This window comes from Leifsonia sp. Root1293 (assembly GCF_001425325.1).
Taxonomy (GTDB): domain Bacteria; phylum Actinomycetota; class Actinomycetes; order Actinomycetales; family Microbacteriaceae; genus Orlajensenia.
In genome coordinates, this window is record NZ_LMEH01000001.1 from 664,654 (window position 1) to 687,208 (window position 22,555).

Annotated in this window: 18 protein-coding genes; 16 read left to right on the forward strand and 2 right to left on the reverse strand. The window is 68.7% G+C overall.

Features of this window, described 5'->3' with window-relative positions:
- Window positions 1-10 precede the first annotated feature (10 nt).
- From hisG to ASC59_RS03080, 15 genes are all read left to right on the forward strand, one after another.
- A complete protein-coding gene (gene hisG, locus ASC59_RS03010; RefSeq protein WP_055818215.1) occupies window positions 11-850 on the forward strand; it encodes an ATP phosphoribosyltransferase in 840 nt (279 codons plus the stop codon).
- Between the two features lie 10 nt (window positions 851-860).
- On the forward strand, window positions 861-1,625 hold the full coding sequence (gene hisF / locus ASC59_RS03015) for an imidazole glycerol phosphate synthase subunit HisF (protein WP_055818217.1): 765 nt from the start codon (window positions 861-863) through the stop codon (window positions 1,623-1,625).
- The gene (gene hisI / locus ASC59_RS03020) at window positions 1,622-2,041 is read left to right on the forward strand and encodes a phosphoribosyl-AMP cyclohydrolase (protein ID WP_055818219.1); all 420 of its coding nucleotides are present in this window, start codon (window positions 1,622-1,624) and stop codon (window positions 2,039-2,041) included. The genes hisF and hisI overlap by 4 nt, the downstream gene beginning before the upstream one ends.
- On the forward strand, window positions 2,038-3,570 hold the full coding sequence (locus tag ASC59_RS03025; RefSeq protein ID WP_200942309.1) for an anthranilate synthase component I: 1,533 nt from the start codon (window positions 2,038-2,040) through the stop codon (window positions 3,568-3,570). The genes hisI and ASC59_RS03025 overlap by 4 nt, the downstream gene beginning before the upstream one ends.
- A 13-nt stretch (window positions 3,571-3,583) precedes the next feature.
- On the forward strand, window positions 3,584-4,198 hold the full coding sequence (locus ASC59_RS03030; protein WP_055818221.1) for a Trp biosynthesis-associated membrane protein: 615 nt from the start codon (window positions 3,584-3,586) through the stop codon (window positions 4,196-4,198).
- A gap of 35 nt (window positions 4,199-4,233) precedes the next feature.
- Window positions 4,234-4,464 (forward strand): DUF6704 family protein, encoded by a 231-nt coding sequence (locus ASC59_RS03035; protein ID WP_055818223.1) that lies wholly within the window; start codon window positions 4,234-4,236, stop codon window positions 4,462-4,464.
- Entirely contained in the window at window positions 4,401-5,240 is an 840-nt protein-coding gene (gene trpC / locus ASC59_RS03040) for an indole-3-glycerol phosphate synthase TrpC (protein ID WP_082513358.1), read from the forward strand. The genes ASC59_RS03035 and trpC overlap by 64 nt, the downstream gene beginning before the upstream one ends.
- A gap of 5 nt (window positions 5,241-5,245) precedes the next feature.
- Window positions 5,246-6,457: a tryptophan synthase subunit beta gene (trpB, locus tag ASC59_RS03045; RefSeq protein WP_055818225.1), complete on the forward strand. Its 1,212-nt coding sequence runs from the start codon at window positions 5,246-5,248 to the stop codon at window positions 6,455-6,457.
- On the forward strand, window positions 6,454-7,248 hold the full coding sequence (gene trpA, locus ASC59_RS03050; RefSeq protein ID WP_055818227.1) for a tryptophan synthase subunit alpha: 795 nt from the start codon (window positions 6,454-6,456) through the stop codon (window positions 7,246-7,248). The genes trpB and trpA overlap by 4 nt, the downstream gene beginning before the upstream one ends.
- Before the next feature lie 80 nt (window positions 7,249-7,328).
- On the forward strand, window positions 7,329-8,348 hold the full coding sequence (gene lgt / locus ASC59_RS03055; protein ID WP_055818229.1) for a prolipoprotein diacylglyceryl transferase: 1,020 nt from the start codon (window positions 7,329-7,331) through the stop codon (window positions 8,346-8,348).
- 116 nt (window positions 8,349-8,464) lie between these two features.
- On the forward strand, window positions 8,465-13,042 hold the full coding sequence (gltB, locus tag ASC59_RS03060; RefSeq protein ID WP_055818231.1) for a glutamate synthase large subunit: 4,578 nt from the start codon (window positions 8,465-8,467) through the stop codon (window positions 13,040-13,042).
- A gap of 53 nt (window positions 13,043-13,095) precedes the next feature.
- On the forward strand, window positions 13,096-14,553 hold the full coding sequence (locus tag ASC59_RS03065) for a glutamate synthase subunit beta (RefSeq protein ID WP_055818233.1): 1,458 nt from the start codon (window positions 13,096-13,098) through the stop codon (window positions 14,551-14,553).
- A gap of 53 nt (window positions 14,554-14,606) precedes the next feature.
- Window positions 14,607-16,022: a pyruvate kinase gene (gene pyk, locus ASC59_RS03070; protein ID WP_055818235.1), complete on the forward strand. Its 1,416-nt coding sequence runs from the start codon at window positions 14,607-14,609 to the stop codon at window positions 16,020-16,022.
- 110 nt (window positions 16,023-16,132) lie between these two features.
- The gene (locus tag ASC59_RS03075; protein ID WP_055818237.1) at window positions 16,133-17,197 is read left to right on the forward strand and encodes an acyltransferase; all 1,065 of its coding nucleotides are present in this window, start codon (window positions 16,133-16,135) and stop codon (window positions 17,195-17,197) included.
- 90 nt (window positions 17,198-17,287) lie between these two features.
- The gene (locus tag ASC59_RS03080; protein WP_055818239.1) at window positions 17,288-19,747 is read left to right on the forward strand and encodes a phosphoketolase family protein; all 2,460 of its coding nucleotides are present in this window, start codon (window positions 17,288-17,290) and stop codon (window positions 19,745-19,747) included.
- A gap of 1 nt (window position 19,748) precedes the next feature.
- Here ASC59_RS03080 and ASC59_RS03085 read toward each other — a convergent pair whose 3' ends face one another.
- On the reverse strand, window positions 19,749-20,807 hold the full coding sequence (locus ASC59_RS03085) for a YihY/virulence factor BrkB family protein (RefSeq protein WP_235492557.1): 1,059 nt from the start codon (window positions 20,805-20,807) through the stop codon (window positions 19,749-19,751).
- Window positions 20,804-21,676: an SDR family NAD(P)-dependent oxidoreductase gene (locus ASC59_RS03090; RefSeq protein WP_235492558.1), complete on the reverse strand. Its 873-nt coding sequence runs from the start codon at window positions 21,674-21,676 to the stop codon at window positions 20,804-20,806. The genes ASC59_RS03085 and ASC59_RS03090 overlap by 4 nt, the downstream gene beginning before the upstream one ends.
- Window positions 21,677-21,740: 64 nt before the next feature.
- Here ASC59_RS03090 and ASC59_RS03095 point away from each other — a divergent pair, with 64 nt between their 5' ends.
- Complete coding sequence (locus tag ASC59_RS03095) at window positions 21,741-22,520, forward strand: SDR family NAD(P)-dependent oxidoreductase (RefSeq protein ID WP_055818243.1); 780 nt, start codon at window positions 21,741-21,743, stop codon at window positions 22,518-22,520.
- Window positions 22,521-22,555 lie beyond the last annotated feature (35 nt).

The window sequence follows — 22,555 nt, forward strand, 5'->3', positions numbered from 1 at the left end:
CCCCATCACCATGCTGAGAATCGCAGTGCCCAACAAGGGCTCACTGTCCGAGACCGCCGCCGACATGCTCTCGGAGGCCGGATACGCCGGTCGTCGCGACGCCAAGGAGCTGCACATCGTCGACGAGCGCAACGGCGTCGAGTTCTTCTACCTGCGCCCGCGCGACATCGCCACCTACGTCGGCTCCGGCGCGCTCGACGTCGGCATCACGGGACGCGACCTGCTCATCGACTCCGGCTCGGAAGCGACCGAGACGGCGGAGCTCGAGTTCGCCCGCTCCACCTTCCGCTTCGCCGGTCCGGCGGAGAGGTTCACCGATCTCGCCGACCTCGAAGGGGTTCGCGTCGCCACGAGCTACCCGATCCTCGTCGGGGAGTTCCTCGAGCGCCACGGGATCGCGGCCACCCTGGTGACCCTCGATGGCGCCGTCGAGTCTGCCGTCCGTCTCGGCGTGGCCGATGCCATCGCCGACGTCGTCGAGACCGGCACGACGCTTCGCAAGGCCGGCCTCTCGGTCTTCGGACCCGTCATCCTCGAGTCGACGGCCGTGCTCATCAGCTCACCCGACGAGAAGCCGGGCACGGCCACGCTCCTGCGCAGGCTCCAGGGAGTGCTCGTCGCACGGCGCTACGTGCTCATGGACTACGACGTGCCTGCCCGCCTGCTGGTGCAGGCCACGGCTCTCGCCCCCGGTTTCGAGTCGCCGACGGTCTCGCCCCTGCACGACCCCGACTGGGTCGCCGTGCGCGTGATGATTCCCCGCGACGACACCAACAACGTCATGGATGCGCTCTACGAGCTCGGCGCCCGCGCCATCCTGGTCACGACCATCCACGCCGCGCGGCTCTAGGGAGGCTGGCATGTCACTCTCCGTGCGCGTGATCCCGTGCCTCGACGTGGCAGACGGCCGCGTGGTGAAGGGCGTCAACTTCCTCAACCTGCGCGACGCCGGCGACCCGGTCGAACTCGCCCGCACCTACTACGAACAGGGCGCGGACGAGATCACCTTCCTCGACGTCACGGCCACGGTCGACGACCGCTCGACCACCTACGACATCGTCGAGCGCACGGCCGAGCAGGTCTTCATCCCGCTCACCGTCGGCGGCGGCGTGCGCAGCGCCGACGACGTGGCGCGTCTCCTGGCGTGCGGCGCCGACAAGATCGGCGTGAACAGTGCGGCCATCCGTCGTCCGGAGCTCATCGGCGAGATCGCCGATCGCTTCGGAGCCCAGGTCCTCGTGCTGTCGCTCGACGTGAAGCGCAGTCCGTCCACGCCGTCGGGCTTCGTCGTGACGACTCACGGCGGTCGCACCGAGACGACCCTCGACGCCCTCGATTGGGCCAGGCGGGCCATCGAGCTGGGCGCCGGTGAGCTGCTGGTCAACTCCATCGATGCCGACGGAACCAAGGCCGGGTTCGATCTGGAGCTGGTGCGCGCCATGCGCGCGGTCAGCAGTGTTCCGGTCATCGCATCGGGCGGGGCCGGCGCCATCGAGCACTTCGCCCCGGCCATCGGGGCAGGGGCGGATGCCGTGCTCGCCGCGAGCGTCTTCCACGACGGGCTGCTCACCATCGGCCAGGTCAAGCAGGAACTCGCACGAGAGGGAGCGGTGGTCCGCGCATGAACACCACGGAGCAGGGCGAGACTCCGGCCGGAACCGACGTCGACGCCGTGCTGGCGCGGGCGACGTTCGGCAGCGACGGGTTGCTGCCCGCCGTCATCCAGGAGTGGGACACCCGCGAGGTGCTCATGCTCGGATGGATGGATTCCGAGGCGCTGCGCCGCACTCTCACCGAGGGCCGCGTCACCTTCTGGTCACGGTCACGCCAGGAGTACTGGCGCAAGGGCGACACGTCCGGCCACGCCCAGTACGTGCGCGGTGCAGCGCTCGACTGCGATGCCGACACGCTGCTCGTGCAGGTCGAGCAGATCGGTGCCGCCTGCCACACGGGCGAGCACAGCTGCTTCGACGTGGATCCGCTCCGGCCCGTGACGGCATCGGCACCCTCGAGCCCGACCGAGAACCCGGAGGAATCATGACGTCCGCCACCGGAACGACCACCCGTGAGACGTTCGACGCCCTCACGCCGGATCACCGCGTCATCCCCGTCATCCGCGAGCTGTTCGCCGACGCGGAATCGCCTGTCGCCATCTATCGCAAGCTCACCGGCGGACGCCCGGGCAGCTTCCTGCTCGAGTCAGCGGAGCAGGGCGGCATCTGGTCGCGCTACTCGTTCGTCGGCGTCAACTCCTTCGGCGTTCTCACCCAGCACGAGGACTCGGTGCGGTGGATCGGAGCGACCGAGACCGCGGACCGCATCCTCGGCGACATCGGCGGCCTCGCCCCGCTCGAGGTGCTCGGACAGGTCTACACCCGCTGGCAGACCGCCCCAGTCGACGGCCACCCTCCGCTCACCGGTGGACTCGTCGGCTTCATCGGCTGGGAGGCCGTGCGCCAGCTCGAGCACCTGCCGAACCGCCCGCCGGCCGACTACGAGGTTCCGGGGCAGGCATTCGCCTTCGTCGCCGACCTCGTCGTACTCGACCACAGGTTCGGCACGGTGTCGCTCATCGCGAGCGTGTTGAACGACGGCGAGGCGACGACGGATGCTGCCTGGGCCGACGCCCAGGCCAGGCTCGACGCCCTGCAGGCCGCCCTCGCGGCGCCGTCGGAACCCGCCCTGGCCATCGTCGACCTGACGACGCCGGCCGATCCGACCCATCGCGTGCCCCGGGCGGACTACGAGAACGCCGTCGAGAAGTCCAAGCACTACGTGCGCGAGGGCGACGTCTTCCAGGTCGTCGTCTCCCAGCGGTTCGATCATCCGGCCGAGGCGCACCCGCTCGACGTCTATCGGGTGCTCCGCAGCCTGAATCCCAGCCCGTACATGTACCTGCTGAGCCTCGAGGACGCGACGGGAGAGCCGTACTGGATCGTCGGGTCGTCTCCCGAGTCGCTCGTCAAGGTGCAGGACGGCCGCACGTTCACGCATCCGATCGCAGGTTCCCGCCCGCGCGGCGCGAACCCCGAGGAGGACGCCGACCTCGAGAAGGAGCTGCTCGCCGACGCCAAGGAGCGCGCCGAGCACCTCATGCTGGTCGACCTGGCGCGCAACGACCTCTCGCGGGTCTGCACGGCGGGAACGGTGGAGGTCACCGAGTTCATGCGCGTCGAGCGCTTCAGCCACATCATGCACATCGTGTCCTCGGTCGAGGGCGACCTCGCTCCGGGGCGGACTGCCATCGACGCCTTCAGGGCCACGTTCCCCGCCGGCACCCTCTCCGGTGCTCCGAAGCCGCGCGCCCTCGAGATCATCGATGAGCTCGAACCGGCTCAGCGCGGCGTCTACGGCGGTGTGGTCGGGTACTTCGGCTTCGGGGGAGACGCCGACCTGGCCATCGCCATCCGCACCGCCGTCATCGCCGGCGGAGTCGCTCATGTGCAGGCAGGAGCGGGCCTGGTGGCTGACTCCGACCCGGCGACGGAGTACGAGGAGTCGCGCACCAAGGCAGCGGCGCCCCTCCGTGCCGTCGCCATCGCCAACGCCATGACGCGGGTGGCGCAGTGATGAGGACCGCGTAGTGCAGAAGCCGAAGTACAAGGTCATCCTCGTCGTCGTGATCGGGGCGGCACTGGCCCTGCTCGCCGCGACACAGCAGTGGTTCACCCTCGCGGTGACGTCGGGAGCCGGCGGGTCGACCGAGCTCGCCGTGAGCGGAGCCGTCGCGGCTCCGGCGCTCAGCGCTCTCGCCTTCGCGGCGCTCGCCCTGGCCGCGGCCCTCGCCATCGCCGGACCCTTCATCCGCATCGTGCTCGGCGTGCTCGGAGTACTGCTCGGTGCCAGCGTGATCCTCTCGACCACGCTCGCGCTCGGCGACCCCATCGCGGCCGGAGCGTCGGTCGTCACGGCGGCGACGGGGGTCTCGGGATCCGAGTCCGTGCACGAGCTGGTCGGCTCCGTCGCAGGCAGTGCGTGGCCGGTGCTGGCGCTCGTCGCCGGCATCGTCATCGCCCTCGGCGCGATCGGCGTCCTCGTCACGACCCGTCGCTGGCCGGCATCCGCCCGCAAGTACCAGGCCGTTCGCCTCGAGAGCACCGAGGTGAGCGCGAAGGACCGCGCGGTCGACGAATGGGACGAGCTGTCCCGTGGCGACGACCCGACCGCCGAGCCCGACGCCGGCTCGGCCAACCGATAGACTTCTCCAGCACCCCAACTCGCACGAGGAGAACCATGAGTACAGAGACCGCCGAGCTCGGACACGGACATTCGCCGGCCGCCTGGACCGCTGTCATCATCATGCTGGTCGCTTTCACGATCGGCACCGTCGCCTTCTTCTTCGAGCTCGTCTGGCTGGTCTGGGCCTCGGCCGTGCTCCTCGTCATCGGTGCTCTCGTCGGATGGGCTCTGGCACGCGCCGGGTACGGCGTCGGTGGCTCGAAGACCACGGTGAGAGAACACTGAACCTCCTGACCGCCCTCACGAGCGGATCGATCGAGGACTCGGAGACGCGCCGCAGCGAGCGACCGCTCGCCGACGTCGAGCGGGTGGCCATCGCACGGCCGGCAGCCCTCGATGCTCTGTCCGCACTCGCTCCCGCGGATGCCGTGCGCATCATCGCGGAGGTCAAGCGCGCCAGCCCGTCGCGGGGTTCGCTCGCCGCCATCGCAGACCCAGCGGCCCTCGCGCTCTCCTACGAGCGCGGCGGTGCCTCGGCGATCAGCGTGCTGACCGAGGAGCGTCGTTTCGGCGGGTCCCTCGCCGACCTCGAGGCCGTGCGCGCGGCCGTGGGCATCCCCGTGCTGCGCAAGGACTTCATCGGCACGGCGTACCAGGTGTTCGAGGCCCGCGCCGCCGGCGCCGACCTCGTGCTGCTCATCGTGGCCGCACTCGAGCAGCCGGTCCTGGCCGAGCTGCACGCCCTCATCGGCGAACTCGGAATGACGGCTCTGGTCGAGACTCACAGCGGCGAGGAGCTCTCGCGGGCCATCGACATCGGTGCCGGGCTCATCGGCGTCAACGCCCGCGACCTCTCCACCTTCGAGCTCGACCGCGATCTCTTCGGCCGGCTCGCCGCATCCATCCCCGACGGCGTCATCCGCGTCGCCGAATCCGCCGTCAAGACGGTCGACGACGTCGCGCACTACCGCGCGGCCGGCGCCGACGTCGTCCTCGTCGGCGAAGCCCTCGTCACCCATGGCGACCCGGAATCCACGCTCCACGACTTCCTGCAGGTGTGAAAACGATGTCCCTCCGTACTGAAGAAGGCCCCTATTTCGGCGATTTCGGCGGACGATTCGTCCCAGAGTCGCTCATCGCCGCCCTCGACGAGCTGTCGGAGGCGTACGAGCTCGCGAAGCTCGACCCCGAGTTCACCGCCGAGCTGACGGACCTGCTCGTGAACTACGTCGGCCGACCGTCGCTCATCACCGAGGTTCCGCGCTTCGCGCAGCACGCCGGCGGTGCCCGCATCATCCTCAAGCGCGAGGACCTGAATCACACGGGCTCGCACAAGATCAACAACGTGCTCGGGCAGGCCCTTCTCACCCGGCGCATCGGCAAGACCCGCGTCATCGCCGAGACCGGCGCCGGCCAGCACGGCGTGGCGACGGCGACGGCAGCCGCCCTGTTCGGGCTCGACTGCGTCGTCTACATGGGCGAGGTCGACACGGAGCGGCAGGCGCTCAACGTGGCCCGCATGCGCCTGCTCGGCGCCGAGGTCATCCCGGTGACTGCCGGATCGCGCACGCTGAAGGACGCGATCAATGAGGCCATGCGCGACTGGGTCACGAATGTGGATCACACCAACTACATCTTCGGCACCGTGGCCGGACCGCATCCGTTCCCCGCGATGGTGCGCGACTTCCAGAAGATCATCGGCGAGGAGGCGCGCGCCCAGGTTCTGGAGCGCACCGGAGCGCTGCCCACGGCGGTCGCAGCCTGTGTCGGAGGCGGCTCGAACGCCATCGGCATCTTCCACGCCTTCCTCGATGACACCGACGTCGCCCTCTACGGCTTCGAGGCCGGGGGAGAGGGCGTCGACGGCCCGCGCCATGCGGCGACGATCACCAAGGGCAAGCCCGGCGTGCTGCACGGCGCGCGCAGCTTCATGCTCCAGGACGAGGACGGCCAGACCGTCGAGTCGCACTCCATCTCCGCTGGGCTCGACTACCCGGGCGTCGGGCCCGAGCACTCGTGGCTCTCGGACATCGGCCGGGCGCAGTACCGTCCGGTGACGGATGCCGACGCCATGAGCGCCCTGCGCCTCCTCAGCCGCACCGAGGGGATCATCCCCGCCATCGAGTCCTCCCATGCCCTCGCCGGCGCCATCGAGCTCGGCAAGGAGCTCGGACCCGACGCCGTCATCCTCATCAATCTCTCCGGTCGCGGGGACAAGGACATGGAGACGGCCGGGCGCTACTTCGACCTCATCGACGCCGGAGCGGAGCAGTCATGACCACGAGCACTGTCGCCACCGCCATCCGCACGCGGGTCGATGCTGGCAGCGGCGCCCTGATCGGCTACCTGCCCGTCGGCTTCCCCAGCCTCGGTGCCTCGGTCGACGCGGCCGTCGCCCTGGTCGAGAACGGCGTCGACGTGCTCGAGCTGGGTCTGCCGTACTCCGACCCCGTCATGGACGGCCCCGTCATCCAGGCGGCCACCCAGCGGGCGCTGGCCGACGGCTTCCGCCTGCGCGACGGTTTCACGGCGGTCACGGCGATCACCGAGCAGGTGTCGGCGCCCGTGCTCATCATGACGTACTGGAATCCCGTGGTTCAGTACGGCGTCGACAGGTTCGCCGACGACCTGGCCGCGGCCGGGGGAGCCGGGCTCATCACTCCCGACCTCATTCCCGACGAGGCCGGCCCGTGGTTGACCGCCTCCGAGCGCGCCGGGCTCGATCGCGTCTTCCTCGCCGCCCCGTCGTCGACGGATGCCCGGCTCCGTCAGGCCGTCGAGGCCAGCCGCGGCTTCGTCTACGCCGTCTCCACCATGGGGATCACCGGAGCTCGTTCCGACGTCGATGCCGCTGCCCGAACGCTCGTCGGCCGCCTGCGCGACGCCGGAGCCACCAGCACCTGTGTGGGCATCGGCATCTCGACCGCCGCCCAGGTGCGCGAGGTGCTCGAGTACGCCGACGGCGCCATCGTCGGATCCGCCCTGGTCAAGGCCCTCGCCGAGGGCGGCATCGACGCCGTCGGCGCCCTCGCGGCCGAGCTGTCGAGCGGCACGAGAATCCCGGCATAGCCCCCTGCGGTAAAGTGACCGAGCGACGCGGCCCGTGACCGGCCAGCGCTCGAGCGAACACAACGAAAGGTACGTCCCCGGTGACTGCACCCCTGAGCATCCCCAGCCCCTCCTGGGATGGTTTCGAGATCCCGCTGGGGTTCGTCACCCTGAACATCCACGCGTACGCGCTGTGCATCCTCGCCGGGATCATCGTCGCCACCATCTGGACCAGCCGCCGTCTCACGAAGCGCGGAGCCGAGCCCGGAATCGTTCTGGACATCGCCCTCTGGGCAGTGCCGCTCGGCATCGTCGGCGCCCGGCTGTACCACGTGTTCACGCACCCGAGCGACTACTTCTACGAGGGCGCCAACATCTGGAACCCGTTCCAGCCCGGCTCGATCTGGGCCATCTGGGAGGGCGGCGGAGCGATCTTCGGCGCTCTCATCGGAGGAGCCGTCGGTGTGCTGATAGCCTGCCGCATCACCGGTGTGCGCTTCTTCTCCTTCGCCGATGCGCTCGCCCCGGGCCTCCTCGCCGCCCAGGCTCTCGGACGGCTCGGCAACTGGTTCAACCACGAGCTGTTCGGCCAGCCCACGACGCTGCCGTGGGGCCTCGAGATCGAGTCGGACAACCCGGCCTGGCCGGCCGGCCTGCCCGACGGCACCCTGTTCCAGCCGACCTTCCTCTACGAGATGCTCTGGAACATCCTCGGCATCATCGTGCTGGTCGCCTTCCTCGAGCGCCGATTCAACATGCGCTGGGGCAAGGCATTCGGCTTCTACCTCGTCTGGTACGGCCTCGGCCGCTGGCCGCTCGAGACCATCCGCCTCGATCCGAGCGAGATCTTCCTCGGCGTCCGCGTGAACGTGTGGGCGGCGTGGGGCGCGATCCTGCTGGGCATCATCATCATCTCCGTGCAGAACCGCAGGCATGTCGGCGCCGAGCTCTCGCCCTACACCCCGGGCCGCGAGTGGAACCCGCCACTGGACAGCGACGAGTACGTCGACGACGCTGAGGTAGACTCGGGGGCAACCGATGAGATCGAGCCTGGCGATGATGCCTCTGTGATCGAATCGAGCGATGCCGGTGCCACAAGCACGACCGGCTCGCGCGCTTAGGTCCGGGCAACCCCGCAGTCCTCTTCGCGACAGAGTCCCCACAGGGGACGTACGCGACTTGTTTCCTTTCGGGCCGACGTCGTCCCGCCTCCGATAACTTCCTGAGGGCGGTCCCCATGGCAGTAACACCCGTGTTCTCACGTTTCAGTGCGGTTCCGGCGCGGCAGGGTCTCTACGACCCCGCCGCCGAGAAGGACGCCTGCGGTCTGGCGATGGTCGCCACGCTCCGCGGCACGGCCGGTCACGACATCATCGAGACCGCTCTGAACGCACTGCGCAACCTCGAGCACCGCGGCGCCGTCGGCTCCGATGCCGGAACCGGTGACGGTGCCGGCATCATCACGCAGATCCCGGATGCTTTCCTCCGAGCGGTCTCCGGCTTCGCCCTTCCCGAGGTCGGACGGTACGCCGTCGGCAACGCCTTCCTCCCGACCGACCCCACCGCGCGCAGCAACGTCAAGCGCCGCCTCGCGCAGTTCGCGCAGGAGGAAGGCCTCGTCGTGCTCGGCTGGCGCGAGATCCCCGTGCGTCCCGACGAGGTCGGATCGCTCGCGCGAGCGGCGATGCCCGCCATCCAGCAGCTCTTCCTCGCGAGCGCGCTGACCGATGACGACGGTGAGAGCCTCAGCGGACTCGCCCTCGAGCGTCAGGCCTACAGGCTGCGCAAGCGCGTCGAGCGCGACCTCGAGGTCTACTTCGCCTCGCTGTCGAGCCGCACGCTCGTCTACAAGGGCATGGTCACGACGCTCCAGCTCGAGCCGTTCTACCCCGATCTCTCCGACGAGCGCTTCGCCTCGAAGCTCGCCCTCGTGCACTCGCGGTACTCGACGAACACCTTCCCCTCGTGGCCCCTGGCCCAGCCGTTCCGCATGATCGCGCACAACGGCGAGATCAACACCATCCAGGGCAACCGCAACTGGATGCGGGCGCGTCAGTCGCAGCTGGAGTCCGAGGTTCTGGGCCCCATCCAGCCATTGCTTCCCATCGTGACCCCCGGAGGCAGCGACTCGGCCTCGTTCGACGAGGTCGTCGAGTTGCTGCAGCTCACCGGGCGCTCGCTTCCGCACGCCGTCATGATGATGGTCCCCGAGGCCTGGGAGAAGCAGACCGAGATCGATCCGGAGCGTCGCGCGTTCTACGAGTACCACTCCATGCTCATGGAGCCGTGGGACGGCCCTGCCGCCATCGTCTTCACCGACGGCTCTCTGGTCGGCGCCACCCTCGACCGCAACGGTCTGCGTCCCGGCCGCTTCCTGGTGACGGATGACGGTCTCGTCGTGCTCGCCAGCGAGATCGGCGTCATCGACGTCGACCCGTCGAAGGTCGTGCGCAAGGGGCGTCTGCGGCCCGGCCGCATGTTCCTCGTCGACACCGAGGCCGGCCGCCTCATCGAGGACGACGAGATCAAGGCGGAGCTCGCCGCCTCCGAGCCGTGGGGCGACTGGCTCGCCGACGAGCGCATCAAGCTCTCCGACCTGCCGGAGCGCGAGCACATCGTGCACCCGCCGGCATCGGTCGTGCGTCGCCAGCGCACCTTCGGCTACACCGAGGAGGAGGTGCGCATCCTCCTGTCGCCGATGGCGAAGAACGGCGCAGAGCCCCTCGGCGCAATGGGATCGGACACCCCGATCGCCGTGCTCTCCGACCGACCGCGCCTCATCTTCGACTACTTCACGCAGCAGTTCGCCCAGGTGACGAACCCGCCGCTCGACAGCATCCGTGAAGAGGTCGTCACCTCGCTCGGAACGTCCGTCGGCCCCGAGCGCAACCTGCTGACAGCCGGACCCGAGCACGCCCACCAGGTCGTGCTCACCTTCCCGGTCATCGACAACGACGAGCTCGCCAAGATCCAGCACATCGACCCGGACCCCGGCTCCCGCACCGCGACGACCATCCGGGGCCTCTACCGGGTGGATGCCGGACCCGAGGCGCTGCGCGACCGCCTGGCCGCGATGTGCGACGAGGTCGACGAGGCCATCGCCGCCGGCGCGGAGTACATCGTGCTGAGCGACCGCGACTCCACCAAGGAACTCGCCCCCATTCCGTCGCTCCTCATGACGGCGGCCGTGCACCACCACCTCATCCGCGCGCAGAACCGCATGAAGGTCGGCCTTCTGGTCGAGGCCGGCGATGTGCGCGAGGTGCACCACGTGGCGCTGCTCATCGGCTACGGGGCTTCCGCGGTCAACCCCTACCTCGCCATGGAGACCAGCGAGAATCTCGTGCGCTCCGGCGTGCTGCAGGGAGTCACCCCTGAGAAGGCCGTCGCCAACGTCATCAAGGCGCTCGGCAAGGGCGTGCTCAAGATCATGTCGAAGATGGGCATCTCCACGATGGCGTCCTACGCCGGCGCCCAGGCCTTCGAGGCGATCGGGCTCTCCGAGGACTTCATCGCCGAGTACTTCACCGGAACCACCTCGAAGCTCGGCGGCATCGGCATCGATGTGATCGCCGCTGAGAACCTGGCGCGCCACACGGCCGCCTATCCGGAGGACGCCGCCGCCACTGCGCACGAGCGCCTGGCGACCGGCGGCGAGTACCAGTGGCGCCGCGACGGCGCGCCGCACCTGTTCAACCCCGAGACGGTGTTCAGGCTGCAGCACTCGACGCGCACGCGCCGTTACGACATCTTCCGCGAGTACACCAAGCTCGTCGACGACCAGGCCGAGCAGCTCATGACCCTGCGCGGCATGTTCAGATTCAACGGTGCTCAGCGCACTCCCGTTCCGATCGACGAGGTCGAGTCGGTGGCCTCGATCGTGAAGCGCTTCTCGACCGGGGCGATGAGCTACGGCTCGATCTCCAAGGAGGCGCACGAGACCCTCGCCATCGCGATGAACCGCCTCGGCGGAAAGTCGAACACCGGAGAGGGTGGCGAGGACCTCGACCGTCTGCTCGATCCGGAGCGACGCAGCGCCATCAAGCAGGTCGCCTCGGGTCGCTTCGGCGTCACGAGCATGTACCTGACCCACGCCACCGACCTGCAGATCAAGCTCGCCCAGGGCGCGAAGCCCGGCGAAGGCGGGCAGTTGCCGTCGACCAAGGTCTACCCCTGGATCGCGCGCACCCGCCACGGCACCGCCGGTGTCGGCCTCATCTCGCCGCCGCCGCATCACGACATCTACTCGATCGAGGACCTCAAGCAGCTCATCTTCGACCTCAAGCGGTCGAACCCGAGCGCTCGCGTGCACACGAAGCTCGTGAGCCAGTCCGGCATCGGAGCTGTCGCGGCCGGCGTCGCCAAGGCGCTCTCCGACGTCATCCTGGTCTCGGGCCACGACGGCGGAACCGGTGCCAGTCCCGTCAACTCGCTGAAGCACGCCGGGACCCCGTGGGAGCTCGGTCTCGCCGAGACCCAGCAGACGCTCATGCTGAACGGCATGCGCGACCGCGTCGTGGTGCAGGTCGACGGGCAGCTGAAGACGGGCCGCGACGTGCTGATCGGCGCCATGCTCGGTGCAGAGGAGTTCGGATTCGCGACGGCCCCGCTCATCGTCGAGGGCTGCATCATGATGCGCGTCTGCCACCTCGACACCTGCCCGGTAGGCGTCGCGACGCAGAACCCCGTCCTGCGCGAGCGCTTCAGCGGCAAGGCGGAGTACGTGGTGAACTTCTTCGAGTTCATCGCCCAGGAGGTGCGCGAGTACCTCGCCGAGCTCGGTCTCCGCAGCCTCGACGAGGCGATCGGCCGCCGAGACCTGCTGAACGTCGACAACGCCGTTCAGCACTGGAAGGCATCCGGTCTCGACCTCGCGCCCATCCTCATCGGACCCGACTTCTCCGATTCCGAGCCGCGCAAGAACGCCCGCGGTCAGGAGCACGAGCTCGACAAGCACTTCGACAACGAGCTCATCAGGCTGAGTGCCGACGCGCTCGACCACGGATCGCCCGTCGACATCGCCCTGCCCATCCGAAACACCGAGCGTGCCGTCGGCACGATGCTCGGTCACGAGGTGACGGTGCGCCACGGCGAGAACGGCCTGCCGTCCGGCACCATCTCGGTGACCCTCACCGGCTCGGCCGGCCAGTCCTTCGGAGCCTTCCTGCCCAGCGGAATATCGCTGCGGCTCGTCGGCGACTCCAACGACTACGTCGGCAAGGGCCTCTCCGGCGGCCAGATCGTCGTGCGCACCCCCGAGGGCTCGACGTTCGAGGCCGAGCACAATGTCATCGCAGGCAACGTGATCGGCTACGGAGCCACCCAGGGTGCCATGTTCATCGGCGGCATGGTCGGCGAGCGGTTCCTGGTGCGCAACTCCGGAGCGACAGCAGTCGTCGAGGGTGTGGGCGACCACGCGCTCGAGTACATGACCGGCGGTCTCGCCCTCATCCTCGGTGAGACCGGGCGCAACCTGGGGGCCGGGATGTCGGGCGGAACGGCCTACGTCTTCGACCTGGTGCCGGAGCGCGTCAACACCGAGTCCCTCACGTCGGGTGAACTCGACCTGCTTCCGCTCGGCAGTGCCGATCGGGAGATCGTGCTCGACCTCCTGCGCAGGCACGCGGCCGAGACCGGATCCGTGCTCGCAGAGCGCCTCCTCTCCGACGAGGATGCGACTCTCGCCCTCTTCACCAAGGTGCTTCCGCGCGACTACGCCGCGGTGCTCGAAACTCGCAACACGGCCGTCGCCGAGGGGCTCGACCCCGATGGCGACGTCGTCTGGACCCGAATCCTGGAGGTCACCGGTGGCTGAGGAAACGGATCGTCCGGACAATGCTGTGCTCATTCACGACTCGGAGGTGACCCGTGGCTGACCCCAAGGGATTCCTGAAGACTACGGAACGCGAGCTGCCCGCCCGCCGTCCGGTTCCGGTGCGGCTCATGGACTGGAAAGAGGTGTACGAGCAGGGTGACGCCACTCAGCTGCGTCGCCAGGCCGGCCGCTGCATGGACTGCGGGGTTCCGTTCTGCCACCAGGGCTGCCCACTCGGAAACCTCATCCCCGAGTGGAACGACCTCACCTGGCGCGGGGAGGGCCACGCGGCCATCGAGCGCCTGCACGCCACGAACAACTTCCCGGAGTTCACGGGTCGTCTCTGCCCGGCTCCCTGCGAGTCGGCGTGCGTGCTCGGCATCAACCAGCCCGCCGTCACCATCAAGCAGGTCGAGGTGTCGATCATCGACCAGGCGTTCTCGAGCGGATGGGTGCAGCCGCACCCGCCAGGACGCCTGACCGGCAAGACCGTCGCTGTCGTCGGATCCGGCCCCGCCGGCCTCGCTGCCGCCCAGCAGCTGACCCGCGCCGGCCACACCGTGGCCGTCTTCGAGCGCGACGACCGCATCGGCGGCCTGCTGCGCTACGGCATCCCCGACTTCAAGATGGAGAAGCGTCACATCGACCAGCGTCTCCAACAGATGACGGCAGAGGGCACCCGCTTCCGAGCCGGCGTCAACATCGGCGTCGACATCACCTGGGACGAGCTCCGCCGGCGCTACGACGCCGTGATCGTGGCGACGGGCGCCATGATCCCGCGCGAGCTGCCGATCCCCGGGCGCGACCTGTCCGGCATCCACTTCGCCATGGAGTACCTCACGCAGTCCAACCACGTGGGTGCCGGCGACAAGGTCGCCGACCAGATCACCGCGGAGGACAAGCACGTCATCGTCATCGGCGGCGGCGACACCGGAGCCGACTGCATCGGGACCGCGCACCGCCAGGGTGCGGCATCCGTCACCAACCTCGCGATCGGCCAGCAGCCGTCAGCAGGTCGCCCGGAGCACCAGCCCTGGCCCATGGATCCCACCATCTTCGAGGTCTCGAGCGCTCACGAGGAGGGCGGAAACCGCCAGTTCCTCGCCTCGACGGTCGAGTTCCTCTCGAACGAGGCCGGAGAGGTGCGCGCGCTGCGCGTCGCCGAGACCGAGTACCTCGACGGCCGCCGCGTTCCCAAGGCCGGCACGGAGCGGGAGATCCCGGCAGACCTCGTCCTCCTGGCGATGGGCTTCACCGGTCCGGAGCAGCAGGACCTCGGATCGCAGCTCGACGTCGCCTTCGACGGCCGCGGAAACGTGGAGCGCGACGGCGACTACGCAACGGGTCACGCCGGCGTCTTCGTGGCCGGTGACGCCGGCCGCGGGCAGTCGCTCATCGTCTGGGCCATCGCCGAGGGCCGGGCTGCGGCTGCGGCCGTCGACCGGTACCTTGAAGGAACGACGGAACTGCCGTCGCCCGTGCGCCCGACAGACCGCGGCTTCACCATCTAAGTCTTTTCACGAGGCCCCACAAGGGCTGCACAACAATCGGAGTAGAAACGCACATGAGACGCGCGAAAATCGTCGCAACACTCGGCCCGGCAGTGTCGAGCTATGAGAACATCCGGGCGATCATCGACGCCGGCGTTGACGTCTGCCGGATGAACCTGAGCCACGGCAGCTATGACGTGCACGAGGGCATCTACCAGAACGTCCGCAAGGCGGCCAACGACTCGGGCAAGGCCATCGCCGTGCTCGTCGACCTGCAGGGCCCGAAGATCCGCCTCGGCAAGTTCGAGGACGGACCCTACGAGCTCGCCGAGGGCGACATCTTCAAGATCACCACCGAGGACATCATCGGCAACAAGGAGATCTGCGGCACCACCTTCAAGGGCCTGCCGCAGGATGTCGCCCCCGGCGACTTCCTCCTGATCGACGACGGCAAGGTGCGCGTCGAGGTCGTCGAGACCGACGGCACCGTCGTCACCACCAAGGTGATCGTGGCCGGACCCGTCTCCAACAACAAGGGCATCAACCTGCCCGGCGTCGCCGTCAACGTTCCGGCGCTGTCGGAGAAGGACGAGGCCGACCTGCGCTGGGGCCTCAACCTCGGCGCCGACATCATCGCGCTGTCGTTCGTGCGCGACGCCCACGACATCGTGCGCGTGCACGAGATCATGGACGAGGAGGGACGCCGCGTTCCCGTCGTCGCCAAGATCGAGAAGCCGCAGGCCGTCGATCACCTCGAGGAGATCGTCGAGGCGTTCGACTCGATCATGGTCGCCCGTGGCGACCTCGGCGTCGAGCTGCCGCTCGAGGCCGTCCCGATCGTGCAGAAGCGCGCCGTCGAGATCGCTCGCCGCCTCGCCAAGCCCGTCATCGTCGCGACGCAGATGCTCGAGTCGATGATCCACAGCCCGGTGCCCACCCGCGCCGAGACCTCCGACGTCGCCAACGCCGTGCTCGACGGTGCGGACGCCGTCATGCTCAGCGGTGAGACCAGCGTGGGCGAGTACCCGGTGATCACGGTGCAGACCATGGCCCGCATCGTCGAGTCGACGGAGCAGCACGGTCTCGAGCGCATCCAGCCGCTCGGCACCAAGCCGCGCACGCAGGCCGGTGCCATCACCCTCGCCGCCGTCGACGTCGCCAACTTCGTCGAGGCGAAGTACCTCTGCGTGTTCACGGAGTCCGGCGAGTCCGTGCGCCGGATGTCGCGTCTGCGTTCGCAGATCCCCATCCTCGCGTTCACGCCGGATCCGGCCATCCGTCGCCGCATGGCCCTCAACTGGGGCGTCGAGTCCTTCGTGGTCGACCGCGTGACCCACACCGACCAGATGGTCGGCCAGGTGGACGAGCTCCTGGCCAAGACCGGCAAGGCGCAGATCGGCGAGAAGGTCGTCATCATCTCCGGATCCCCTCCCGGAATTCCCGGAACCACCAATGACGTGCGCGTGCACATCGTCGGTGAGGTTCTGTAGGGGACATCCCTCGAACGAGAGGCCGGTGCGGATCTTCCGCACCGGCCTCTCGTCCGTCCAATGGGTACACTCGGCGACGTGCCGAGTGCGAACTGGAGAGTCTGAATACCGTGCACACCACCGCCACCGGCCGCCGCGCCAGCCTCGACCTGCTGCGGGTGATCAGCATCTGCGGCGTCGTGGCGATCCACACTTTCGCCGACATCGTGACGAACCCCGATGCGCGCGGCAGCATCGACTGGTGGATCGCTCTCGCTCTGAACACGGGCTTCATCTGGGCCGTTCCGGTGTTCGTGATGCTCTCGGGAGCGCTGAACCTCGACGAGCGCGCCTTCCGAGCCGGCGTTCCCGCCTACTACCGCCGCCGGCTCACCCGTCTCGTGCCCGCCCTGGTGTTCTGGACGCTGGTGTACTTCGTCGCCATCCGCGTGTTCGCGCTGCATCAGAGCTTCACCCCGCGCGACGTCATCGCCATCCTCTTCGACGCGAAGGTCTACCCGCAGCTCTACTTCCTCTGGTTGATCATCGGGCTGGTGCTGTTCGCCCCGGTGCTCGCCGCGTTCCTCCGGGAGGGAGGCAACAGCCGCGCGCTCATCCTCGCCGGATCGATTCTGGGCTTCACGCTGCTCGTGTTCGCCGCCGCCGGAGTGATGTCCTACCTCGGCATGCCGCGGACCATCTACCTCGGCGCTCTGAACATGTGGCTTCCGTACGTCGGCTACTTCGTGGCCGGGCTGGCGCTCCTCCGGGCTCGCTTCTCACGTGCCTGGCTCATCGTGGCCGGTGCAGCAGCAGCGCTGGCCATCGTCGGCACGGTGCTCCAGGTCGCCCACAGCAGCGCGGCTCCGCTGTTCCGTGCCGTCGTCGCACCGGGATACCTCGGCGCCGGCGTGGCTGTCGCGGCCATCGGCGTCTTCATCGTCGGGGTGCACGGAGTCGACAGGATCGCCTTCGGGCCGAGGTTCGCGAGAGGTGTCGCCGTGCTCGCGGATGCCGCCTTCGGCGTCTTCCTGGTGCACATGATCGTGCTCCTCGTGCTCGACCGCACCTTCCCGCTGTTCAGCGATGCCACCTCCATCGTGGGCTCGATCGTCGCCTATCTCGTCATCGTGGTGGTGTCCTTCGCGATCTCGCTCGGTGCGCAACGGGTCCCGGTGCTGCGCCTGGTGTTCTGAGGGCGTTCCGACTCCGGTCTCCTGGCGACCCGCCGCCGTCCGGCACGGGTTCCTAGGATGGAGGTACGCGACGCGACGGAGGGTGGACCGATGACCGTGACAGCAGCATCCGACCAGAGCTGGAAGAGTCGACCGGACTCCCCGCTCACCGATGAGACGATCGCCGAGATCGACGCCTGGTGGCGCGCGGCCAACTACCTGTCGGTGGGACAGATCTACCTGCTGGCCAATCCGCTGCTGCGCGAACCGCTCACGTCGGAGCACATCAAGCCGCGGCTCCTCGGGCACTGGGGCACGACGCCCGGACTCAACTTCATCTACGCCCACCTCAATCGCGTGATCCGCGAGCGCGACCTCGACACGATCTACATCGCCGGGCCCGGCCATGGCGGCCCGGGAATGGTGGCCAACGCCTACCTCGACGGCACCTACAGCGAGATCTACAACGACATCGATCGGTCGGACGAGGGTGTGCGCAAGCTGTTCCGCCAGTTCTCGTTCCCCGGCGGCATCCCGAGCCATGCGGCCCCGGAGACGCCGGGATCGATCCACGAGGGCGGCGAGCTCGGATACGCGCTCTCCCACGCCTACGGGGCCGCCTTCGACAACCCGGACCTGCTGGTCGCGGCCGTCGTGGGCGACGGTGAGGCCGAGACCGGTCCTCTGGCCACGGCATGGCACTCGAACAAGTTCCTCGACCCGGCCACCGACGGCGTCGTCCTGCCGATCCTGCACCTGAACGGCTACAAGATCGCGAACCCGACCGTGCTGGCGCGCATCCCCGAGGAGGAACTGTTCGAGCTGATGCGCGGGTACGGCTACACGCCCTACCTCGTCTCCGGTGGCTTCGACGGGGAGGACCCCATCGCCGTGCACGAACGGATGGCGTGGATCCTCGACGAGATCCTCGACCGCATCGCCGAGATCAAGCGCGGTGCAGCCGACGGCACGCTCGAGGGACGACCGGCGTGGCCCATGCTCATCCTCCGCACCCCGAAGGGCTGGACCTGCCCGCCCACCATCGACGGGCATCCGGCAGAGGACAACTGGAGGTCGCATCAGGTTCCGCTGGCCGACGCACGAGACACCCCCGAGCACACACGACTGCTCGAGGACTGGCTGCGGTCCTACAGGCCGGAGGAGCTGTTCGATGCGACCGGCGCCGTCGAGCCCGGGGTCGTGGCCCTGGCACCCGACGGGGATCGCCGGATGAGCGCGAACCCGCACTCCAACGGCGGGCTGCTCCGCCAGGCGCTGCGCCTCCCCGACTTCCGCGACTACGCGGTCGACGTGCCGGAGCCGGGTGCGACGATCGGCGAGGCGACACGGGTGCTCGGCACCTGGCTGCGCGACGTCATCCGGAGGAACCCGACGAACTTCCGCATCTTCGGACCCGACGAGACGGCGTCGAACCGGCTCAATGACGTCTACGACGCCACGGACAAGCAGTGGAACGCCGAGCGCTGGCCGATCGACGACGACAACCACCTCGCACCGTCGGGTCGGGTCATGGAGATGCTCAGCGAGCATCAGTGCCAGGGATGGCTCGAGGGCTACCTGCTCACGGGCCGCCACGGCATCGTGAACTCCTACGAGGCCTTCATCCACATCGTCGACTCCATGTTCAACCAGCATGCCAAGTGGTTGAAGGGGTCGCGGGCGCTTCCCTGGCGCCGCCCGGTGTCTTCCCTCAACTACCTGCTGAGCTCGCACGTCTGGAGACAGGACCACAACGGGGCATCGCACCAGGACCCGGGCTTCATCGACCACGTCGTCAACAAGAAGGCCGATGTGGTGCGGGTCTACCTGCCGTTCGACGCCAACACGCTGCTCTCGACGTACGACCATTGCCTGCGCTCGGTCGACTACGTGAACGTCGTCGTGGCAGGGAAGCAGCCGAGCCCCAACTGGCTGGCGATGCCCGACGCGATCGAGCACTGCACGCGCGGCCTCGGGCTGTTCGAGTGGGCGGGTACCGAGGTGGCGGGCCAGGAGCCCGACGTTGTGCTCGCCTGTGCGGGCGACGTGCCGACGGTCGAGGTCCTCGCGGCAGCCCAGATCCTGCGCGAGCGGGTTCCGACGCTGCGCGTGCGCGTAGTGAACGTCGTCGACCTGATGAGGCTGCAGAGCGCGGGGGAGCATCCGCACGGCCTCTCCGACAGCGAATACGACGCCGTGTTCACGGCGGACAAGCCGGTCATCTTCGCGTACCACGGCTACCCGTGGCTCATCCACAGGCTCACCTACCGCCGCACCGGGCACGGGAACCTGCACGTGCGGGGCTTCAAGGACGAGGGCACGACCACGACGCCGTTCGACATGGTGATGCTGAACGACATCGACCGATTCCATCTCGTCACCGACGTGCTCGACCGGGTGCCAGGGCTCGCCGCGCGGGAGGGGATGCTACGCCAGGAGATGCAGGACGCCCGGATCAGGGCGCGGGCGTACACCCGTGAGCACGGCGAGGACATTCCCGAGGTCGCCGAGTGGTCGTGGTCGGGGTCGACGCCGGCGGGTCCGATGTCGACAGGCGGCGACAACGACTGAGTCAGTCGCGCGGGTCGTTGGCCCGGGGAGCCCGGGGAGCACTGTCGTAGCGGATGCTGCGCCCCTCAGCCACGTCGCCCTCGGCGCGGGCGGCGCGTTTCTCGGCCAGAGCCGTGGTGCGTGGCGGCATCCGGAGCGTCTCCTCGGCGGCGACGCCCGACTGCAACTGCCTGCCGCGTTCGACCTCCGAGTCGAACTCGGCGCCGAACAACAGCGCCAGGTTCACGATCCAGAGCCAGACCAGGAAGATGAGGGCGCCGGCGAGCGATCCGTAGACGCGGCCGTAGTTCGAGAAGCTCAGCACCCAGATGAAGAAGAGCGCTGAGGCGACGACCATGGTCGTGAGCGCCAGCAGTGCTCCCATGCTGAGCCAGCGGAAGCGGCGCTGGTGCACGTTGGGGGTCGAGTAGTACAGCAGACCGATGACGACGATCGCGAGCACGACGAGCACCGGCCACTTGACGATGTCCCAGACGCCCAGCCAGGGCTCGCCGATACCCAGCGCCTCGCCGACGGCATCGGCGACGGATCCCGACAGGACCAGGATCGCACCCATGATGCCGAGCAGCAGGGTGAACACGAGACTGATGAACAGCTGCTGCGGCTTCAGCACGGTGAACCCGCGGCCCTCGTCGACTTCGTAGATGCGGTTCATGGCGCGGCTGAAGGCGCCGACGTAACGTGAGACCGTCCAGATCGTCAGGACGACGCCGAACAGGAACGCGAACCAGCCGGAGGAGTTCGCGAGCTGGCCGAGCGCGTCCTCGATCTCGCCCAGGTCGGTGTCGGGGAAGGCCTCCTTCAGGATGCCGAGCACCGAGGTGATCGAGCTGTCGCCGTCGCCGAAGACCACGAACCCGGCGACCACGGCGATGAGGGCCGGGAAGATCGAGAGCACGCCGTAGTAGGTGAGCGATGCGGCAGCGTCCGGCAGGTCGTCGAAGCCGAACTCGCGGACGGTGCGCTTGAGGATGTACTGCCACGTCTCCCGGCGGAGGTCCTGGGGGCCGGACGGCTCGGCGTCTTCGTCGGCCGACCCGGCCGGAGGCTGTGTCGTCACGCGATCCAGCCTCTCGTGATGGACTGCACCGCCGAACCGTCGAGGTCGCGCAGGGTGGCACTCACGAAGCGCTGGGCGGCGGCAGAGGTCTGCACCCGGATCGGAGGACGCTCAGCGCCGATCACGTCGACGATGACGGCCGCGACCTCTGCCGCGGTCTGTGCGGCCGCCGGATCGAACGCCTCCCGGGTGCGACGCAGGTAGGCGTCGAGGGCCGGTGCATAGGGGGTGCCAGCCACCCGCTCGACGGCGGCACCGATCCCGGCGTTGCCGGCGAATTCGGTGGTCACCGCACCGGGTTCCACGATGCTCACCGAGACGCCGACGGATGCCGCGACCGGCGCGAGGCTCTCGAGGAAGCCCTCCACGGCGAACTTCGCGGCGCAGTAGGCCTCGTTGAACGGCTGTCCGACGATGCCGCCGACGCTCGTGACTGTGACAACGCGGCCGCCGACGGCGCGCAGGTGGGGGAGTGCGGCCTTCGTCATCGCCACGACCCCGAAGTAGTTGACGTCCATGGCCGCCCGGTACTCGTCGACTGAGTCCTGCTCGATCGTGCCGACGTGTCCGGCACCGGCATTGTTCACCAGCACGTCGATGCGACCGTGTTCGGCCACCACGGCGTCGACGACGGCTCCGACGGCTGCGGCATCGGTCACATCGAGAGCGCGGATGTCGACCTGGACGCCGGCGTCGCGCGCTGCATCCTGCAATCGGCCGGCCCTCGTGACGTCGCGCATCGTCGCGACGACCCTCGCGCCCGCCGCCGCCGCTGCGACAGCCGTGGCCAGACCGATCCCGGACGACGTTCCGGTGATCAGGACGATCGATTCGTTCATGGGTGCCCCGATTCCGCGCGTGATGCGCATCAGCCATTCCACCACGGATGCCGCACCCCTACTGTTGGCATCACACCGAACACGGGGAGAACCGATGGATCTGGGACTGACCGGCCGCACGGCCGTCGTGACCGGCGCGAGCAAGGGCATCGGCCTCGCCGTGGTCCGGGCGTTCGTCGCCGAAGGAGTTCACGTGATCGCCGGTGCGCGGTCATCCTCGTCAGCACTCGATGAGCTGGTCGCGGCAGGAACGGTCGAGGTCGTGGCCCTCGATCTCTCCGATCCCGACGGTCCCGGGCGCCTCATCGCCTCCACCGACACGCGGATCGACATCCTCGTGAACAACGTGGGGCTGGCGACGGCGCGCACGAACGGCTTTCTCTCCGTCACCGACGAGCAGTGGGTGACCTCGCTGAACCTCAATCTCCTCGCCGCCGTGCGGGCCTGCCGTGCCGTGCTTCCCGGCATGATCGGGGCTGGCGGAGGGGCGATCGTCAACGTCGCCTCGGTGAACGCCTACCTCCCCGATCCTGCCGTGATCGACTACTCGGTCGCGAAGGCCGGGCTGGCGAACTTCGCGAAGTCCCTGTCGAAGGAGGTCGGCCCCGCCGGTGTCCGCGTGAACAGCGTGAACCCCGGTCCCGTCGAGACGGCGTTGTGGCTCGGCGACGGGGGGATAGCGAGCACCGTCAGCGGTGCGACAGGGCTGAGCCGCGAGGAGGTGCAGAGCGGAGCGGTGGCGGAAGCGGCCACCCGGCGCTTCACCACGCCAGAGGAGGTCGCCGACCTCGTCGTCTTCCTGGCCAGCGATCGGGCAGCCAACATCACGGGTGCGGGCTTCGCGATCGACGGCGGACTGGTGCAGTCGCTCTGAGCCTCTCGACGGCCGGTCGGCCGTCGACGGAGAGC

Excerpts from the sequence above, each read along its gene's own strand:
- ASC59_RS03080 (WP_055818239.1), top strand. The coding sequence starts at position 17,288 with ATGACCGTGACAGCAGCATCCGACCAGAGCTGGAAGAGTCGACCGGAC.
- pyk (WP_055818235.1), top strand. The coding sequence starts at position 14,607 with ATGAGACGCGCGAAAATCGTCGCAACACTCGGCCCGGCAGTGTCGAGC.
- trpC (WP_082513358.1), top strand. The coding sequence starts at position 4,401 with ATGGGCTCTGGCACGCGCCGGGTACGGCGTCGGTGGCTCGAAGACCAC.
- ASC59_RS03090 (WP_235492558.1), bottom strand. The coding sequence starts at position 21,676 with ATGCGCATCACGCGCGGAATCGGGGCACCCATGAACGAATCGATCGTC.
- ASC59_RS03095 (WP_055818243.1), top strand. The coding sequence starts at position 21,741 with ATGGATCTGGGACTGACCGGCCGCACGGCCGTCGTGACCGGCGCGAGC.
- hisF (WP_055818217.1), top strand. The coding sequence starts at position 861 with ATGTCACTCTCCGTGCGCGTGATCCCGTGCCTCGACGTGGCAGACGGC.
- trpB (WP_055818225.1), top strand. The coding sequence starts at position 5,246 with ATGTCCCTCCGTACTGAAGAAGGCCCCTATTTCGGCGATTTCGGCGGA.
- hisI (WP_055818219.1), top strand. The coding sequence starts at position 1,622 with ATGAACACCACGGAGCAGGGCGAGACTCCGGCCGGAACCGACGTCGAC.
- hisG (WP_055818215.1), top strand. The coding sequence starts at position 11 with ATGCTGAGAATCGCAGTGCCCAACAAGGGCTCACTGTCCGAGACCGCC.
- ASC59_RS03035 (WP_055818223.1), top strand. The coding sequence starts at position 4,234 with ATGAGTACAGAGACCGCCGAGCTCGGACACGGACATTCGCCGGCCGCC.
- ASC59_RS03025 (WP_200942309.1), top strand. The coding sequence starts at position 2,038 with ATGACGTCCGCCACCGGAACGACCACCCGTGAGACGTTCGACGCCCTC.
- trpA (WP_055818227.1), top strand. The coding sequence starts at position 6,454 with ATGACCACGAGCACTGTCGCCACCGCCATCCGCACGCGGGTCGATGCT.
- gltB (WP_055818231.1), top strand. The coding sequence starts at position 8,465 with ATGGCAGTAACACCCGTGTTCTCACGTTTCAGTGCGGTTCCGGCGCGG.